Here is a 17,960-nt window from a genome sequence, read left to right as displayed (position 1 = left end):
CTGGTGGAGGGGGACGGATTCGAACCGCCGAACCCTAAGGAGCGGATTTACAGTCCGCCGCGTTTAGCCACTTCGCTACCCCTCCGGGAAAACATGGTGCCGGCTATAGGAATCGAACCCACGACCTACTGATTACAAGTCAGTTGCTCTACCTGCTGAGCTAAACCGGCAAAAAAACCTGATGGGTCAGGACGGAATCGAACCGCCGACACTTAGAGCTTCAATCTAATGCTCTACCAACTGAGCTACTGACCCATATTATTATTTTGAAAAAATGGCGGTCCCGACCGGGATCGAACCGGCGATCTCCTGCGTGACAGGCAGGCATGTTAACCGCTACACCACGGGACCATTTTGGTTGCGGAGACAGGATTTGAACCTGTGACCTTCGGGTTATGAGCCCGACGAGCTACCACTGCTCCACCCCGCGACAATACTATTTGATTTTAAAAATGGTGGAGGATGACGGGCTCGAACCGCCGACCCTCTGCTTGTAAGGCAGATGCTCTCCCAGCTGAGCTAATCCTCCATCTGGGTATTCGTTATAAATGGTGACCCCTACGGGATTCGAACCCGTGTTACCGCCGTGAAAGGGCGGTGTCTTAACCGCTTGACCAAGGGGCCTTACTAATTGGAATCGTAAAGTGCTGGCGGAGAGTAAGGGATTTGAACCCTTGAGACAGTGTTAACCGCCTACACGATTTCCAATCGTGCTCCTTCGGCCACTCGGACAACTCTCCAAGAATGGCTCCGAAGGCAGGACTCGAACCTGCGACAACCTGATTAACAGTCAGGTGCTACTACCAACTGAGCTACTTCGGAATAATGTTATTATGTATAGCCTAGCGACGTCCTACTCTCACAGGGGGAAGCCCCCAACTACCATCGGCGCTAAAGAGCTTAACTTCCGTGTTCGGTATGGGAACGGGTGTGACCTCTTTGCCATCATCACTAGACTATTTAAAAGACAAGATTCATTATAACATAAAATGTTATAAATGCAAGCTTTTTTCAAAGCTTTCTTGTTCTTTCAAAACTGGATAAACGTTTCATTGAATGTTTCAAACTTTTTTGGTTAAGTCCTCGATCGATTAGTATTCGTCAGCTCCATGTGTCACCACACTTCCACCTCGAACCTATCTACCTCATCGTCTTTGAGGGATCTTACTTACTTGCGTAATGGGAAATCTCATCTTGAGGGGGGCTTCATGCTTAGATGCTTTCAGCACTTATCCCGTCCACACATAGCTACCCAGCGATGCCTTTGGCAAGACAACTGGTACACCAGCGGTGTGTCCATCCCGGTCCTCTCGTACTAAGGACAGCTCCTCTCAAATTTCCTACGCCCACGACGGATAGGGACCGAACTGTCTCACGACGTTCTGAACCCAGCTCGCGTACCGCTTTAATGGGCGAACAGCCCAACCCTTGGGACCGACTACAGCCCCAGGATGCGATGAGCCGACATCGAGGTGCCAAACCTCCCCGTCGATGTGGACTCTTGGGGGAGATAAGCCTGTTATCCCCGGGGTAGCTTTTATCCGTTGAGCGATGGCCCTTCCATGCGGAACCACCGGATCACTAAGCCCGTCTTTCGACCCTGCTCGACTTGTAGGTCTCGCAGTCAAGCTCCCTTGTGCCTTTACACTCTACGAATGATTTCCAACCATTCTGAGGGAACCTTTGGGCGCCTCCGTTACCTTTTAGGAGGCGACCGCCCCAGTCAAACTGTCCGCCTGACACTGTCTCCTGCCCCGCTAAGGGGCATGGGTTAGAATTTCAATACAACCAGGGTAGTATCCCACCGACGCCTCCTTCGAAGCTGGCGCTCCGAGATCTCTGGCTCCTACCTATCCTGTACAAGTTGTACCAAAATTCAATATCAGGCTACAGTAAAGCTCCACGGGGTCTTTCCGTCCTGTCGCGGGTAACCTGCATCTTCACAGGTACTATAATTTCACCGAGTCTCTCGTTGAGACAGTGCCCAGATCGTTACGCCTTTCGTGCGGGTCGGAACTTACCCGACAAGGAATTTCGCTACCTTAGGACCGTTATAGTTACGGCCGCCGTTTACTGGGGCTTCAATTCGCAGCTTCGCTTGCGCTAACCACTCCTCTTAACCTTCCAGCACCGGGCAGGCGTCAGCCCCTATACGTCACCTTACGGTTTTGCAGAGACCTGTGTTTTTGCTAAACAGTCGCCTGGGCCTATTCACTGCGGCTCTCGTGCGCTTGCACGCTCAAGAGCACCCCTTCTCCCGAAGTTACGGGGTCATTTTGCCGAGTTCCTTAACGAGAGTTCTCTCGCACACCTTAGGATTCTCTCCTCGACTACCTGTGTCGGTTTGCGGTACGGGCACCTCTCACCTCGATAGAGGCTTTTCTTGGCAGTGTGAAATCAGGAACTTCGTCCATACGGACTCGCCATCACAGCTCAACGTTATAGTGTGCGGATTTGCCTACACACACGCCTTACTGCTTGGACGCGCACAACCAACGGCGCGCTTACCCTATCCTACTGCGTCCCCCCATTTCTCAAACGGTGAGGAGGTGGTACAGGAATATCAACCTGTTGTCCATCGCCTACGCCTATCGGCCTCGGCTTAGGTCCCGACTAACCCTGAGCGGACGAGCCTTCCTCAGGAAACCTTAGTCATACGGTGGACGGGATTCTCACCCGTCTTTCGCTACTCATACCGGCATTCTCACTTCTAAGCGCTCCACCAGTCCTTCCGGTCTGACTTCAACGCACTTAGAACGCTCTCCTACCACTGACATCGTAGATGTCAATCCACAGCTTCGGTGAATCGTTTAGCCCCGATACATTTTCGGCGCAGCGTCACTCGACCAGTGAGCTATTACGCACTCTTTAAATGATGGCTGCTTCTAAGCCAACATCCTGGTTGTCTGTGCAACGCCACATCCTTTTCCACTTAACGATTACTTTGGGACCTTAGCTGGTGGTCTGGGCTGTTTCCCTTTTGACTACGGATCTTATCACTCGCAGTCTGACTCCCGTGTATAAATATCTGGCATTCGGAGTTTGTCTGAATTCGGTAAACCGGGATGGCCCCCTAGTCCAAACAGTGCTCTACCTCCAGTATTCTCATCACGAGGCTAGCCCTAAAGCTATTTCGGAGAGAACCAGCTATCTCCAAGTTCGATTGGAATTTCTCCGCTACCCACACCTCATCCCCGCACTTTTCAACGTGCGTGGGTTCGGGCCTCCAGTAAGTGTTACCTCACCTTCACCCTGGACATGGGTAGATCACCTGGTTTCGGGTCTACGACCACGTACTAATTCGCCCTATTCAGACTCGCTTTCGCTGCGGCTCCGCCTTCTAAAGCTTAACCTCGCACGTAATCGTAACTCGCCGGTTCATTCTACAAAAGGCACGCTATCACCCATTAACGGGCTCTAACTACTTGTAGGCACACGGTTTCAGGATCTCTTTCACTCCCCTTCCGGGGTGCTTTTCACCTTTCCCTCACGGTACTGGTTCACTATCGGTCACTAGGTAGTATTTAGCCTTGGGAGATGGTCCTCCCGGATTCCGACGGAATTTCACGTGTTCCGCCGTACTCAGGATCCACTCTGGAGGGAATAAACTTTCGACTACAGGGCTTTTACCTGCTCTGGCGGACCTTTCCAAGTCGCTTCATCTAACTCATTCCTTTGTAACTCCGTATAGAGTGTCCTACAACCCCAAGAGGCAAGCCTCTTGGTTTGGGCTCTTCCCGTTTCGCTCGCCGCTACTCAGGGAATCGATTTTTCTTTCTCTTCCTCCAGGTACTTAGATGTTTCAGTTCCCTGGGTCTGCCTTCAAGACGCTATGTATTCACGTCAAGATACTACGCGATTAAACGTAGTGGGTTCCCCCATTCGGAAATCTCCGGATCAAAGCTCACTTACAGCTCCCCGAAGCATATCGGTGTTAGTGCCGTCCTTCTTCGGCTCCTAGTGCCAAGGCATTCGCCGTGCGCCCTTAATAACTTAACCTTCAACGGCTTCCAATCCACTGCGCATTTCGTTGTCAGCTTCTTTCGTTCAGTCAGTCACGTACGTAAGTACGCTCCTTCTTTCACTCAATTGCTTCCTAGAACTGCTTGTGTCTTGAAACCCTATTATTAGTTATTAAGCCTAAAAAACTTAATTTAAAAATAAATGTGTTTGTTACAATTTCAATGTCGTTTTATCCAGTTTTCAAAGAACAAGTTTTGAAGTATTTCATCGTAATGATGAACCTTCAAAACTGAACGCAAAACGTAATCTTACAAACCCAAGGTTTGTATTCCGAAAATATCCTTAGAAAGGAGGTGATCCAGCCGCACCTTCCGATACGGCTACCTTGTTACGACTTCACCCCAATCATCTATCCCACCTTCGGCGGCTGGCTCCAAAAGGTTACCTCACCGACTTCGGGTGTTACAAACTCTCGTGGTGTGACGGGCGGTGTGTACAAGGCCCGGGAACGTATTCACCGCGGCATGCTGATCCGCGATTACTAGCGATTCCGGCTTCATGTAGGCGAGTTGCAGCCTACAATCCGAACTGAGAACGACTTTATCGGATTAGCTCCCTCTCGCGAGTTGGCAACCGTTTGTATCGTCCATTGTAGCACGTGTGTAGCCCAGGTCATAAGGGGCATGATGATTTGACGTCATCCCCACCTTCCTCCGGTTTGTCACCGGCAGTCACCTTAGAGTGCCCAACTAAATGATGGCAACTAAGATCAAGGGTTGCGCTCGTTGCGGGACTTAACCCAACATCTCACGACACGAGCTGACGACAACCATGCACCACCTGTCACCGTTGTCCCCGAAGGGAAAACTGTATCTCTACAGTGGTCAATGGGATGTCAAGACCTGGTAAGGTTCTTCGCGTTGCTTCGAATTAAACCACATGCTCCACCGCTTGTGCGGGCCCCCGTCAATTCCTTTGAGTTTCAGTCTTGCGACCGTACTCCCCAGGCGGAGTGCTTAATGCGTTAGCTGCAGCACTAAGGGGCGGAAACCCCCTAACACTTAGCACTCATCGTTTACGGCGTGGACTACCAGGGTATCTAATCCTGTTTGCTCCCCACGCTTTCGCGCCTCAGTGTCAGTTACAGACCAGATAGTCGCCTTCGCCACTGGTGTTCCTCCAAATCTCTACGCATTTCACCGCTACACTTGGAATTCCACTATCCTCTTCTGCACTCAAGTCTCCCAGTTTCCAATGACCCTCCACGGTTGAGCCGTGGGCTTTCACATCAGACTTAAGAAACCACCTGCGCGCGCTTTACGCCCAATAATTCCGGACAACGCTTGCCACCTACGTATTACCGCGGCTGCTGGCACGTAGTTAGCCGTGGCTTTCTAATAAGGTACCGTCAAGGTACAGCCAGTTACTACTGTACTTGTTCTTCCCTTACAACAGAGTTTTACGAACCGAAATCCTTCTTCACTCACGCGGCGTTGCTCCATCAGGCTTTCGCCCATTGTGGAAGATTCCCTACTGCTGCCTCCCGTAGGAGTCTGGGCCGTGTCTCAGTCCCAGTGTGGCCGATCACCCTCTCAGGTCGGCTACGCATCGTCGCCTTGGTGAGCCGTTACCTCACCAACTAGCTAATGCGCCGCGGGCCCATCCTATAGCGACAGCCGAAACCGTCTTTTAGAATTGTCTCATGAGAGACAACAAGTTATTCGGTATTAGCCCCGGTTTCCCGGAGTTATCCCAAACTATAGGGTAGGTTGCCCACGTGTTACTCACCCGTCCGCCGCTAACGTCAAAGGAGCAAGCTCCTTATCTGTTCGCTCGACTTGCATGTATTAGGCACGCCGCCAGCGTTCGTCCTGAGCCAGGATCAAACTCTCCATAAAAGAAATTTGATTAGCTCAAATTGTTTTGCTGGCATCAATTTTGATGTCCAAAATTTTGTTTCGTTCACCAACGAAGTTAGTTAATAGAAACTATATTGATTACGTTTTGCTTGTTCAGTTTTCAAAGTTCATGTGTTTTGTCGTTTTTCAGCGACTTCTTTATCTTAACACCTTATTCAACTTGCGTCAATAACTTTTCAAAAGTTTTTTTCACTCGTTTTTAAGTGTTCTTGGTATGTCTTAGCGACAATTAATATAATACAATATCAATATATTAAACGTCAACACTTTTTTCAAAAAAATATCGAGGTATTTTCTATACCTCGATAACTAGCATACTATATGGCTTATTCAAATTCTATAGACTCTTTATCCACCTTATAATGCCGGTGGAATATCATTTCACTTTTTGCAACGACAGGTTCAATAAGTATGTAGCCTTTATCCACTAAATACTCTACAAATACTTCTAAGTCTACAGAATAGTTAACAAGCTCATGATGATCATGTAATTCTTGAATAGTCCATGTCTCTTTTGTTTGCATTACTTCTAATATATGTTGAGCTCCATCCTGTGTTCGTGAATGAATTAAAAACTCACTTGCTAAAAATAGAAGCTCTAATCGCTTTTCAATTGGCTCACTGCTCATAACAAGTTCTTCATATAACTTATAGATAGCAGGCTCTATCTTTTTCACTTGCGCCCATACCGTAACTTCTGGATAAAGCCCACTATCTATAATGGACAATCGCCCTAAATGATGCAATGAATCAACAACATGATTATAGGCATCCAGGTAGCTTCCCTTATCAAAATATTCTTTCCCTTCTAAATAACGTCGAATTAATTTTGAAAATTGAATACCCGTTTTAATTTTCCGACCGCTAAACGGGAACTCTTGTAGTTCAATTTTTAATTTATGAAGGAATTCATTACGATCAAACAACACTCTGCCAAAGAAAATCCAATCAACTACTTTTTTGTTAGAGCCGATTAGTAACCACTTGCGTAACAATTTCTCTGTAACAGTATGTAAGGCTACCTTATTCCCCTCATATAAATAATGCTTTGAGAAAACAGGTTGATCCGCTTCCTTCACAATAATTAGTAATATCGTATCGAATGTGTCAGTAACGTTACTTTGTTCTTCACGCTTCTCCATTAAAATGACACCTAATGTATTAGACTGACTCGCACGTTCTTGGTATATAGGGCGCAAAACTTGCTCCATGTTCAGTCCTCCTCTATTTGTTATATGACTTTATTTCGTTAAAATTTCGACATACTCTGAAAGTATTCCTTCTTTGCCTTTTAGTCAAAACTAAAATACTTTGTTCTTATATGTTATAGTAGATTTTAGATTGGGAGGCAAGATATTGTATGAAACCTTACAAAAGTAAAATTAATAAAATCCGTTCATTTGCATTAGCACTTATTTTTATCGGCTTTGTTGTTATGTATGGGGGAATATTCTTCAAAAACCATCCTATCCTTGTCTTAATCTTCATGACGCTTGGTTTACTGTGTATTATCGGTAGTACAGTTGTCTATGCTTGGATTGGCCTTCTCTCAACAAGAGCAGTTCAAGTAGAGTGCCCGAATTGCCATAAGCATACGAAGGTTTTAGGTCGTGTCGATATGTGCATGTACTGTAACGAACCATTAACACTAGATCCAACACTTGAAGGAAAAGAGTTCGATCAATCTTATAATAACAAAGCAAAAAATTCCTAGCCCTCATATAAGAGCTAGGAATTTTCTTATTATTACCACCACTACTATTATAGAAATAACCGATATTAGATGCTCACTATATATTTAGAAAGTTGTTTTTCTTTTAGACCAGCTATACCAGTTTTGTAAAATTTCTGTTGATTTTGCCTGTCATCGAATGATTGCATCATTTGCTCTACTAATTTTTGCGTAATCATATCGTTTACCTCACCAGAAGACTGTTCTTGTTCTTCTTGTTTTGAAATTTTCACTTCTCTTACAATTACTTTTTCGCCATTTTCTTTCGTTACTATATGGCGTATATAACCATTCTCTTTTTTTATTTCATATGTTGCTTTTCTTTTTTGGTTTGCTAAAAACAAATTATCCGATAAACGTTCTTCTTTTTTTAATGTACTAAAGTAATTACTACTCCCTAATTGTACATTCATTATATCCCTCCTATTAACTGTTCAATTGTCAGAGATACTCATTTGCTATGCTCCAATCTCCAACGCTTTATTCTTAACGTACATTATTTATATCGAGAATGTTCAGTCTATTTAAAGAAAATCTTTTTCGTTCCATTATAAAAAGCAAGCGAGCTAATGCCCACTTGCTTTTTTAAACGTTTTCATTCATACGCTTTCGTAAAAACTCCAAGAAAACTTATTGTACTTTCGCTGCAACATCTTTACATGCTGGACACGTGCCGTAGATTTCTAGACGGTGTGTGTGCACATCAAAGTCTGTTACTTGTGAAGCGAAGTGTTCGATTTCATCTAAACCTGGGTAATGGAAATCGACAATTTTACCGCAACATTCACAAATCATATGATAATGATCATTTGTAACAAAATCAAAACGGCTAGAGGCATCCCCATAAGTAAGCTCTTTCACTAATCCTACTTCACGGAATACACGTAAATTATTGTAGACAGTTGCCACACTCATATTCGGAAATTTTCCTTCAAGCGCTTTATAAATTTCATCCGCAGTCGGATGTGTCATCGATTGAATTAAATATTCTAAAATAGCATGACGCTGAGGAGTAATGCGTACACCAGTTGTTTTTAACGTGTCAAGTGCATCCTGTAAATGCGGTATAGACATCGTCATGCACCCCTTTTCATAAGTATTATTAATTTATAATTGTTACAATTAGTGTATCGAATTAAGCTAACATCTGTCAACTTCCGTCCTATACATCAGCTAAATTAAATTACTTTTTAATATCCTCTCGACAGATCCACTACATTTTCTAGAGCTGTCTCTCCATTTAACCATTTCATCAAACTAGGCTTAAAAATATCTAAACTGCGTTCCACATAGCGAGAAGAATGACTTGAAACATGTGGTGACACTATGACATTCGGACATGACCATAATGGACTATTTGCACTAAGTGGTTCTTCTTCAAATACATCTAATACTGCGTAGCCAATTTCACCTGTTTCCATAGCATGAATAAGTACCTTTTCATCTACTAAATTTCCACGGCCAAAATTCATGAAAATGGCATCGTTTTTCATTGCGCTAAAATGCTCTTCCTTCAATAAATACGTAGTTTCCGCTGTTTTTGGCAATACAGAAATGACGATATCCGCCTTTGGCAAAGCTTCTGTTAGCTTCGCGAAACTAACCATTTCATCCATATAAGGTGCTGCTTTACCTGAACGGTTACAGCCAATTGTAGTTACACCAAATGCTTGTAATAAGCGACCTACTTCCGAGCCAATCGCGCCAGGCCCTAATATAAGCGCTGTATTATCACGTAATTCAGTTTGTTTCCCTTTTTTCGACCATTCTCTTTTCTTCTGATGATCGTATAACCACGGCAATGCACGCTTAATTGCTAAAATATGAGCAAGCATTGACTCAGCCATAGGTGATTTATGAATTCCACGCACATTTGATACTAAAATACCTCGATCAATAATTGCTTGTGCTGGCATTTTTTCTACACCTGCCGAAGCAACGAATATCCATTTTAGTTTCGTTGCGTATTGCATATTGTCATCATTTAAATCTTCGCCATATGTAACTAGTACATCTGCTTTTTGAAGTTCATCCGTAGATAACCCATTTTTAAAAACAAAGTCACATTGTGAAAATTCCTCTACTAACGGTTCACGTAAATCGGGTCTTGGCTCAAACGTAAAATAAATTCTCATTTATGTTCCTCCTGATTTGCTAAATATGTGTATACTTCTTCAATATGATTTTTTACGCGTACTTTACGCCAAGCCTTTATAAGATTACCATCTGTATCAATTAAAAAGGTAGAACGTTCAATCCCCATATATTCGCGTCCATACATTTTCTTTAACACCCATACGCCATAAGCCTCCGCTACTGCATGATCCTCGTCCACTAATAGTGTAAAAGGTAGCCCATGCTTATCAATAAATTTTGTATGCTTTTGGACATTATCAGGGCTCACACCTATTATAACAGCGTTTAACTGACTGAAGTCTTCATGCTTATCACGGAAATCACATGCCTCTGTTGTACAACCTGGTGTCATATCTTTCGGATAAAAGTACAAAATTACATTTTTGCCCCTGAAATCTGCTAATTGTACGTACTCCCCTTTGTCATTAACAAGTGAAAAATCGGGTACTTTCTGTCCTTCTACTAATGTCATAACAATCTCCTCCTTTTGCATTTCTTATTTTACTCTAAGTAACAAATCAAGTCATATCCCTTATTTTCTTTGGATTTCTTACACTGATAGGTCTACAATAGATTAAGTATAATTACTTAGGAGGCATATTTATGAATCACTCAAAATCCGAAGCAGTACACGCAGAAGCGCTTTTACATATCGTTGGTGGTGTGAATAGCCCTTCTCGTTCATATAAAGCAGTTGGTGGGGGATCTCCCGTTGCAATGGCTCGAGGAAAAGGAGCTTATTTTTGGGATGTTGACGGCAACCGTTACATCGATTATTTAGCGGCATATGGCCCACTTGTTACAGGTCATGGCCATCCACATATCGCTAAGGCAATTTCAAATGCCGCTGAAAACGGGACTTTATTTGGAACTCCAACTGAATACGAAGTAACTTTTGCAAAAATGCTTAAAGAAGCCATTCCTTCAATGGATAAAGTACGCTTTAACAACTCTGGTACAGAAGCAGTAATGACAACGATCCGTGTTGCTCGTGCCTATACTGGCCGTACAAAAATTATGAAGTTTGCTGGCTGCTACCACGGTCACTTTGACTTAGTATTAGTAGCTGCAGGCTCTGGACCAGCTACATTAGGCACACCAGACTCAGCGGGTGTAACGACTGCTACGGCAGAAGAAGTAATTACGGTACCATTTAACAATCCAGAAGCATTTACTGAAGCGATGAATACATGGGGCGATCAAATTGCTGCTATTTTAATTGAGCCAATTGTAGGCAACTTCGGAATTGTTGAACCAAACCCTGGATTTTTAGAATTAGTGCATGCTACAGCGAAAGAAAAAGGTGCACTTACAATTTACGATGAAGTGATTACGGCATTCCGCTTCCATTACGGTGGCGCACAAACATTACTTGGTTTAACACCTGACCTTACTGCGCTAGGAAAAGTCATTGGTGGTGGTTTACCAATCGGTGCTTACGGTGGTCGCAAAGAAATTATGGATACAGTTGCGCCACTTGGACCAGCATACCAAGCAGGTACAATGGCAGGAAACCCTGCATCAATGCAAGCCGGTATAGCTTGCTTAGAAGTATTAGCTACTCCAGGTATTTACGATGAAATGGATCGACTTGGTGCGATTTTAGAAGACGGTATTTTAGCGGCTGCAACAAAACATGGTGTAACAATTACTTTAAATCGTCTAAAAGGTGCGCTTACAATTTACTTTACAGATGTGAAGGTAGAAAATTATGAGCAGGCAGAGAACACTGACGGAGAAATTTTCGGGCGCTTCTTTAAACTAATGCTTCAACGAGGCATTAACCTCGCTCCATCTAAATATGAAGCATGGTTTTTAACAACTGAGCATACAGAGGCAGATATTCGTGAAACAATCGAAGCTGTCGATTATGCATTTTCTCAACTATAATAGGGCGAAAAAAGGCGACTTTCATATGAGAGTCGCCTTTTTTATATTACGATATATAAATCTATGTATTTTCTAAGAACTTCCTTCTATAATGTAAAGAAGCATTAATTACGACTCGGCGTAATTGTATCCAGATTTTTTTGAGCCTGCTTGAGCTCCTCTTAAAATCTGAGACATCCGCTGAGGCCTTTAACTTGATTCACCCCCACTTATAGCAGTGGAGCACTTCTGCTGAAGCAAGTTAAAAATATTAGACAGAAAGGACATCGATTTTATTATGAAATTAGGTGCCCGTGTATTTAAAACTGGCGTAGCTATTGTCTTTGCTCTATTTGTTGCTGAGCTCCTGCAATTACCATCCCCAGTTTTTGCTGGAATTGCAGCAATCTTTGCGATTCAGCCGTCCATATATCGCTCATATCAAACGATAGTTGAACAAGTACAAGCAAATATAATAGGAGCCTCCATTGCCGTAATCTTCGGCCTACTTTTCGGTCACCACGTCGTGGCTGTTGGTATTGCAGTAATTATCGCAATAGGATTGATGTTAAAATTCAAGCTTGAAAAGTCACTGTCTCTTGCACTTGTTTCCGTTGTAGCCATTATGGAAATACAGGGTGATGACTTTCTTACGTTTGGTTTAATTCGCTTTCTTACAATTTTAGTTGGGGTTTTAGCAGCATTTGTTGTAAATCTTGTGTTTTTACCACCAAAATACGAAGTAAAGCTTTTCCGTAAAATTTACTTTTTACAGGATGATATTATTCGCTGGACGAGACTAGCTGTTCGTCAAGCTTCTGAGCATACTTCTACTAAAACGGCTTTAAACAAATTTAGAGAACGTATGCTTAGAGTCGACACACTTTATGAGTTTTTCAAGGAAGAACGAAATTACTTTAAAAATAAAAAATACGTCAAAGCACGGAAATTAGTTGTGTACCGTCAAATGATTACTACTTCAAAAAAGAGTCTAGAATTGTTACAACGTCTGCATAATCATGAAAACGAATTAGCACATTTACCGACACAGTTCCATTTAATGATTCAAGAGCGTCTAGACTTTCTGCTTACCTACCATGAGCAGCTGTTACTGAAATATACGGGGAAATTAAAGCCTGAGCATTCCGAATGGAGCAACCATATCGACTACATCCAACGCAATCAGTTAATGGAGATTTTTATCCATCAAGTGACCTTTGCGCACGAAGAAGGCGATACAGAATTTTCAAGCTATCACCTTCTGTATATTTTATCGCGTATTTTAGATTACGAAGAAAATTTAGAGCACTTAGATACATTAATTGTGTCCTATCAAAACTATCACGGTGAAGAAATCAACTTGGAAATTGAGGAAGAGTTTATTTAATAGGCCAATTAACAAAGCTATTTGGGCAATCCCTACCACTACTTTTCGTGCTTGGGGCTTGCCTTATAAACTTCTATGTACATGTTGACGGTACGGATTGCTCGCTTTCCGCGGGTGTTACTTAAGCCTCCTTCTCCGCTTCGCTTCGAAAGCCGTTTTCTCCTACGCTAAGGGAAAACGGCTTCTTTTTATTTTGTTTGGCTTATTCTAAAAGTCGATTCATTTTCGTACAGACCGTCATCCCCCTCCCCTCATCCTGATTAAATGCTTTATTCAACTCATTTTTCTGTGTGGATTCGTTACAACCTTTTGAATGAGACTTAAACTGGGCTACTGTGTATGTCGATACCAATCCCTGTTTAGATGTAAAAAAGACCATCGAAATGATGGTCTTGCATACTGTAGACAAATTCATAAATTAACGGATGAACCTTTCTTTGAACACTTACTTTACTTCTTTCATAAATAGTCTTACGTTTTCAGCGATTTCTTTAAATTTGGTATGGTGTAAATAATGTGATCCATCCATGGTTACTAGTTTTCCATGTACCGAGTCTTTAATCTGCTCTTCATGCAGAGGTAACCATCCTGCTACATCTTCATTATTCGCTTGTACAAAGAGAAGAAGTGGAAGATATTTAGGGAAGGTTAAACCTTGAGCCCCTTTAAAATTAGACGAAAAATGGTCCATCTCATTCAAGGTTGTGTCATTATACATGTTTTTATTTGAAATCATTTTCATTTGCTCTACGGTTTTTTCATCAAATGCCAGTCCAGCATAGGGGTCAGCACTGATTTTCATAGCCAATCTTAAGAGACCTGATTTTTTGAGATATGCAAACGTTTTTAATGGGAAATTCATATCCATACCCGGTTGTGTTGCAACACTGCTATCGATTCCGACAAATGCAGTCACCTCGTTTGGATATTTGTTCACATAATCAATTCCATAAATGCCTGTAATGGAGTGGCCCATGAGCATGTATCTGTTAATATGAAGCTGCTGTAGAGCTTCATGAACTTCACTTACAATGTTCTCCGTGGTCCGCTCTTTTTCAGTTTCATCACTTAATCCATAACCGAAAGGCTCTATCGCAACAACTTTGTAAAATGGAGATAATTCATCGATAAGAAGCTTAAAATCAAGCCCTGGAGTAGCTGTTCCATAACCAGGCAGGAGCACGATTGTTTCCTTGCCCTCGCCTTGAATTAACACATTCATGTTTTTCCCGTCTACAGATACATGCTGCCCGTAAGGCACGATTCGTTTTTGCTCCGAATGACTACTCATCACATTTACGGTATAAACAATACCTAAAAAGAGTACAATGGCTAGAACGATTGCTCCTATGATTTTAAGTAAGATGTTTCGCACTTTCTTTATTTTCGTTCCACTCGGCGTTTTCTTTTCCTCTTGTTGTATCACTGTCATCTTCTCCTGTCCTGATCTGGTTGATTGTCTTCCTTCATGTGCCTGTAATGAAACCTTAACAAATGAAGATGTACTCCCCATGACGACAATATGAACTGAATATGAACTATCAAAAAAATGCTACGGCTCTATATGCAAATAAGCTTGCATACGAGTCGTAGCATAGAGAATGAATCTAACTAATCTATTGGTGTAGTGATTGGCAAGGTGACAATGAAGGTCGTTCCTTGACCAAGTTCACTTTTCACTCGGATGTCACCTTGATGAAGCGACACAATCTGTTTAACGATAGCGAGTCCCATACCACTTCCGTCATACTTACGACTGTGGGAACGATCGGCCTTAAAAAAACGCTCGAATATACGCTTCTGGTCGTCAAGGTGAATACCAATACCAGTGTCGGATATTAGGATTGTCACGTTTTTGATATTTTGTTTAATGCTTACGTTAATTACGCTGGCATCCTCGGAAAATTTGATGCTATTTCTAAGGATATTCGTCCATACCTGATTTAACAGGTCATGGTCAGCCGTTACTTTAACTGTCTGTAAATCAAGCTCGAAATGTATATCGCGAGCAGACCATTGTGGCTGGAGCGCCACGATTATCCGTCTGATTTGTTCATCGAGGCTGAACGTGACGAGCTGCAGTTGCTTTGACTGCGATTCAAGCAAACTCAGCTTTAGCAGGCTATCGCTCATTTTGGACATCCTTTTCGCTTCAGCGATGATAATATCAAGATAACGGCTTCGTTCGTATTCTGAAAGATCAACTTGCTTAAGCACTAGAGCATAACCGGATATCGAAGTGAGTGGAGACTGAACCTCGTGCGACACGTTCGTTACGAATTCCCTGCGCATCTGCTCAAGTTGCTGCAGATCGTGCATCATTTCTTCGAAGCTGCGAGCCAAAGTACCCAGCTCACTCGTTTGCTTAATATTCAACTTGACGTTGAAATCTCCAGATGCTATCCGCTTGGTCGCTTTTGTCAGCTTTTTGATTGGTTTTACCAGGTATACAGAGGCAACTAGAATCAATAAGCTTCCTGCAATCAACGAACATGTTGCAAAGACCAATGCCCACTTTGTGACATAAGAGGACGAAGGAGGGGCGAGCGCTTCCAGAAATATCGCTTTCGTTCCCATTTCCGTTTTCAACGGCAACCCTAAGAGGACCGTGGCAATACCATTAGGAGTTTCTTGAACAACACCTCCATCTAATGCTTTCTTTAGTTGCTCCCTCGTCACAGGCGCAGGTTTGTGTCCGTGAAGTTTACCGTAAGACTTGAACTGACCCGTTGTTTCGTAAATTCGAATATAATAAGAATCGAGTTGCTTCATTTCACTTACGAACATGTCCGCTTCATGTAACGGAAGGGTGTTGTAAATCTGGACGATGTCTTGACCAAAGTTACGTAAGTTGGTTTGAGCATTTTCGTTCAATTTATCTTCGAATATCCAAGTTGACACAAAAAAAGAAATGATCGTGCCCCCGATGATGGAGACTAAAAATGTCAGGATAACACGTATATATAAGGATCTGATCATTCATAAACCTCAAGCCGATACCCAAGCCCGCGCACCGTTTCAATCCGAAAATCAGGTGTTGTCGCGAACCGTTCACGCAGCCGTTTAATATGTACGTCTACCGTTCGATCATCTCCAGCGTAATTGATACCCCAAATCTGATCGATCAACTGCACGCGCGTATAGACTTGTCCTGGTGTTCCAGCGAGCTTATACAGCAATTCAAACTCCTTTAGTGGCAACGTAAGCGTCTCCGTCCCTTTCGTCACCTTATAGGTCTGTCGATCAAGAATGACGTTCCCGAAATGGATCGTCTGCGTGGAGCCAATCTTGTATCGTTTGAGTAGTGCCCTAACACGAACCGTCAACTCTAACGGATCGAATGGTTTCGTTAAATAATCGTCCGTCCCAAGTTCGAAACCTTTCACTTTCTCCCATGTTTCTCCTCTCGCAGTCAGCATAAGTAAAGGTAGATCAGGATTGGCTCTTCGGAGCTCCTTGCTTAACGTCCAACCATCCATAATCGGCATCATAATGTCAAGTATGACAAGATCGACATTCGTTGAGTTGTAGACGGCCAGTGCTTCCTTGCCGTCCGCTGCTTCAGCTGTTTCGAATCCGTCGTTGCGTAGAAATAAACAGACGAGTTCGCGAATGTTCGCATCGTCGTCAGCAACTAGTATAGTAGGCATCGGTTCCCTCTTTTCCCTGTTTTCCACCGCATTATTTCAAGTAATCATTATACTATAAGCTAACATGTATGATGATTAACCAAAGTAATACAGTTTCTTGATTTATCGACCAGTAGAATTCATTTGTTTCTTTCCAACTAATTTGCCACTCAATTGACAAGGCTTCGCAAAGAAACAGGCGTGGTAAACCTGCAAATGAAGGCCAAAAGACAAAACAAACGTTTGAAGCTGACACCTTAATATGGTGTCAGCTTTTTTAGGCTTCACTATTTAATGCCATTAGTTGTTGTTCTATTTGTTGACGCTTAGTTGCTTGTTCAGCTCGTATTTGACGATAACTTGCAATACCAGTAACGATTGTCTCCCACATTTCTTCGAGCGTCATAGTCGTCTCACTTTGTTGCACATATTCTAAGCTTTGCAAAACAGCACGATTATTTTCTTCACCAAATTGCTTCATGCGCTTTTCAAAAGCAGCTACGGATTCCTGATGTAGCTGTTGCCGCTTTTCATTCACCGCATTCATAATACCTAATTTAAAAACGGGAATTGTCGTAATAAACGCTCCGTTTATTTGCTCCATTAACTCACTATTGCCATTGCGTAGCATATCCATTTGTGTTGCCCCTAAAATTGCTACCAAACGCGATTTTTCAAGCTCATCAATTTTTTGTGCAAGTGTTTCGGCAATTGCTTGTAAAGTTGTAAGCTCCATTTTAGCAATTTGATTACCTGCATCACTTTGTTTTTCATACATCGGAATTAGCGTTGTCTTTATCTCGTCTAGTTTCATTTCTGCTGCTATGATATATTTTTCAAGCTCCAAATAATACGACAAATTTTCGTTATACAAGCGAGCAAGCATTCGATTATCATTTGCCAATGCTTCTTCCATTAGCACAAATTGATAATGGACTTTTTCAATATCTCTACCAAGAGTATTATATTTAGCATACAAATCTTCCTTATTTTTTGGAGCTCGTTTAAACAGTCTCCCAAAAAAGCCTTGTTGCTCAATGACTTCTTTTTTATCAAACTTAGACATTAGCGCTTCAAGCTGTTTTAACAATTCATTGGATTCATTTACTTTTGAATGGGCTATCGTTTTTAAAATTTGGTCTGAGAAACGAGAAAGCTTAACTGCTGGTTCCTTCCCGAGCTCCGTTAATTCAAGTTTATTTTTAATATTGATATGATTTGCAATATGCTGTACTTCTGGATTTTGACATAGCTGTTGTTTTGTTTGATCTGCCGTTTCAGCTGTCAATCGTTCAAGGACAATAGCTCTATTTGACATCGTGTTC

At 42.5% G+C, this 17,960-nt stretch carries 12 protein-coding genes, 9 tRNA genes and 3 rRNA genes; 3 read left to right on the top strand and 21 right to left on the bottom strand.

The genetic code is table 11. The features are described 5' to 3' along the window. Position 1: 1 nt before the first annotated feature. The 13 genes from NSQ74_RS07220 to NSQ74_RS07160 all read right to left on the bottom strand — a co-directional run bounded on the left by NSQ74_RS07220 (position 2) and on the right by NSQ74_RS07160 (position 7,093). Positions 2 to 85: transfer RNA gene (locus tag NSQ74_RS07220), tRNA-Tyr, on the bottom strand. Between the two features lie 9 nt (positions 86 to 94). After that, positions 95 to 170 (bottom strand) — tRNA-Thr (locus tag NSQ74_RS07215). A gap of 12 nt (positions 171 to 182) precedes the next feature. Then, a tRNA-Phe gene (locus NSQ74_RS07210) sits at positions 183 to 255 on the bottom strand. Between the two features lie 20 nt (positions 256 to 275). Next, positions 276 to 351, bottom strand: a tRNA-Asp gene (locus tag NSQ74_RS07205). A gap of 4 nt (positions 352 to 355) precedes the next feature. Then, positions 356 to 430, bottom strand: a tRNA-Met gene (locus NSQ74_RS07200). Positions 431 to 453: 23 nt separating this feature from the next. Further along, positions 454 to 529: transfer RNA gene (locus NSQ74_RS07195), tRNA-Val, on the bottom strand. A 20-nt stretch (positions 530 to 549) separates the two neighbouring features. Then, positions 550 to 624, bottom strand: a tRNA-Glu gene (locus tag NSQ74_RS07190). A 24-nt stretch (positions 625 to 648) separates the two neighbouring features. Then, a tRNA-Ser gene (locus tag NSQ74_RS07185) sits at positions 649 to 740 on the bottom strand. A 5-nt stretch (positions 741 to 745) separates the two neighbouring features. After that, positions 746 to 822: transfer RNA gene (locus NSQ74_RS07180), tRNA-Asn, on the bottom strand. An 18-nt stretch (positions 823 to 840) separates the two neighbouring features. Then, a 5S ribosomal RNA gene (gene rrf / locus NSQ74_RS07175) occupies positions 841 to 956 on the bottom strand. Positions 957 to 1,071: 115 nt separating this feature from the next. After that, positions 1,072 to 3,999 (bottom strand): 23S ribosomal RNA (locus tag NSQ74_RS07170). A gap of 310 nt (positions 4,000 to 4,309) precedes the next feature. Beyond that, positions 4,310 to 5,861, bottom strand: a 16S ribosomal RNA gene (locus NSQ74_RS07165). The 16S, 23S and 5S rRNA genes sit together here with 9 tRNA genes alongside, the layout of an rRNA operon. A 347-nt stretch (positions 5,862 to 6,208) precedes the next feature. Continuing rightward, on the bottom strand, positions 6,209 to 7,093 hold the full coding sequence (locus tag NSQ74_RS07160) for a nucleotidyltransferase-like protein (RefSeq protein ID WP_340822386.1): 885 nt from the start codon (positions 7,091 to 7,093) through the stop codon (positions 6,209 to 6,211). Between the two features lie 149 nt (positions 7,094 to 7,242). On the opposite strand from NSQ74_RS07160, the gene NSQ74_RS07155 reads away from it, so the two are divergent. Further along, a complete protein-coding gene (locus NSQ74_RS07155) occupies positions 7,243 to 7,596 on the top strand; it encodes a YgzB family protein (RefSeq protein WP_340822385.1) in 354 nt (117 codons plus the stop codon). 65 nt (positions 7,597 to 7,661) lie between these two features. Here the strand turns inward: NSQ74_RS07155 and NSQ74_RS07150 are convergent, their stop codons facing one another. The 4 genes from NSQ74_RS07150 to bcp form a co-directional block, all read right to left on the bottom strand. Then, a complete protein-coding gene (locus NSQ74_RS07150) occupies positions 7,662 to 8,027 on the bottom strand; it encodes a hypothetical protein (protein ID WP_340822384.1) in 366 nt (121 codons plus the stop codon). Positions 8,028 to 8,244: 217 nt separating this feature from the next. Continuing rightward, positions 8,245 to 8,688 (bottom strand): peroxide-responsive transcriptional repressor PerR, encoded by a 444-nt coding sequence (perR, locus tag NSQ74_RS07145; RefSeq protein ID WP_173479551.1) that lies wholly within the window; start codon positions 8,686 to 8,688, stop codon positions 8,245 to 8,247. Positions 8,689 to 8,804: 116 nt separating this feature from the next. Next, positions 8,805 to 9,749 carry a D-2-hydroxyacid dehydrogenase gene (locus NSQ74_RS07140; RefSeq protein WP_340822383.1) on the bottom strand — a complete coding sequence of 315 codons (945 nt, stop codon included), beginning with the start codon at positions 9,747 to 9,749 and terminating at the stop codon, positions 8,805 to 8,807. Then, positions 9,746 to 10,222, bottom strand: coding sequence for a thioredoxin-dependent thiol peroxidase (gene bcp, locus NSQ74_RS07135; RefSeq protein ID WP_340822382.1), 477 nt, complete (start codon positions 10,220 to 10,222; stop codon positions 9,746 to 9,748). The genes NSQ74_RS07140 and bcp overlap by 4 nt, the downstream gene beginning before the upstream one ends. Positions 10,223 to 10,353: 131 nt before the next feature. On the opposite strand from bcp, the gene NSQ74_RS07130 reads away from it, so the two are divergent. Then, positions 10,354 to 11,640, top strand: coding sequence for a glutamate-1-semialdehyde 2,1-aminomutase (locus NSQ74_RS07130; protein ID WP_340822381.1), 1,287 nt, complete (start codon positions 10,354 to 10,356; stop codon positions 11,638 to 11,640). Positions 11,641 to 11,917: 277 nt separating this feature from the next. Beyond that, complete coding sequence (locus NSQ74_RS07125; RefSeq protein ID WP_340822379.1) at positions 11,918 to 13,006, top strand: FUSC family protein; 1,089 nt, start codon at positions 11,918 to 11,920, stop codon at positions 13,004 to 13,006. Between the two features lie 445 nt (positions 13,007 to 13,451). Here NSQ74_RS07125 and NSQ74_RS07120 read toward each other — a convergent pair whose 3' ends face one another. The 4 genes from NSQ74_RS07120 to NSQ74_RS07105 all read right to left on the bottom strand — a co-directional run bounded on the left by NSQ74_RS07120 (position 13,452) and on the right by NSQ74_RS07105 (position 17,953). Beyond that, positions 13,452 to 14,432, bottom strand: coding sequence for an alpha/beta hydrolase (locus NSQ74_RS07120; RefSeq protein ID WP_340822377.1), 981 nt, complete (start codon positions 14,430 to 14,432; stop codon positions 13,452 to 13,454). Between the two features lie 185 nt (positions 14,433 to 14,617). Next, on the bottom strand, positions 14,618 to 15,985 hold the full coding sequence (locus NSQ74_RS07115; protein ID WP_340822375.1) for a sensor histidine kinase: 1,368 nt from the start codon (positions 15,983 to 15,985) through the stop codon (positions 14,618 to 14,620). After that, complete coding sequence (locus NSQ74_RS07110; protein ID WP_340822374.1) at positions 15,982 to 16,656, bottom strand: response regulator transcription factor; 675 nt, start codon at positions 16,654 to 16,656, stop codon at positions 15,982 to 15,984. The genes NSQ74_RS07115 and NSQ74_RS07110 overlap by 4 nt, the downstream gene beginning before the upstream one ends. Before the next feature lie 256 nt (positions 16,657 to 16,912). Beyond that, complete coding sequence (locus tag NSQ74_RS07105) at positions 16,913 to 17,953, bottom strand: toxic anion resistance protein (protein ID WP_340822372.1); 1,041 nt, start codon at positions 17,951 to 17,953, stop codon at positions 16,913 to 16,915. Positions 17,954 to 17,960 lie beyond the last annotated feature (7 nt).

Source organism: Lysinibacillus sp. FSL W8-0992, assembly GCF_038008685.1.
Lineage (GTDB): Bacteria > Bacillota > Bacilli > Bacillales_A > Planococcaceae > Lysinibacillus.
Note: the sequence above shows the minus strand (reverse complement) of the source record. Positions and strands in the feature narration are given on the sequence as shown.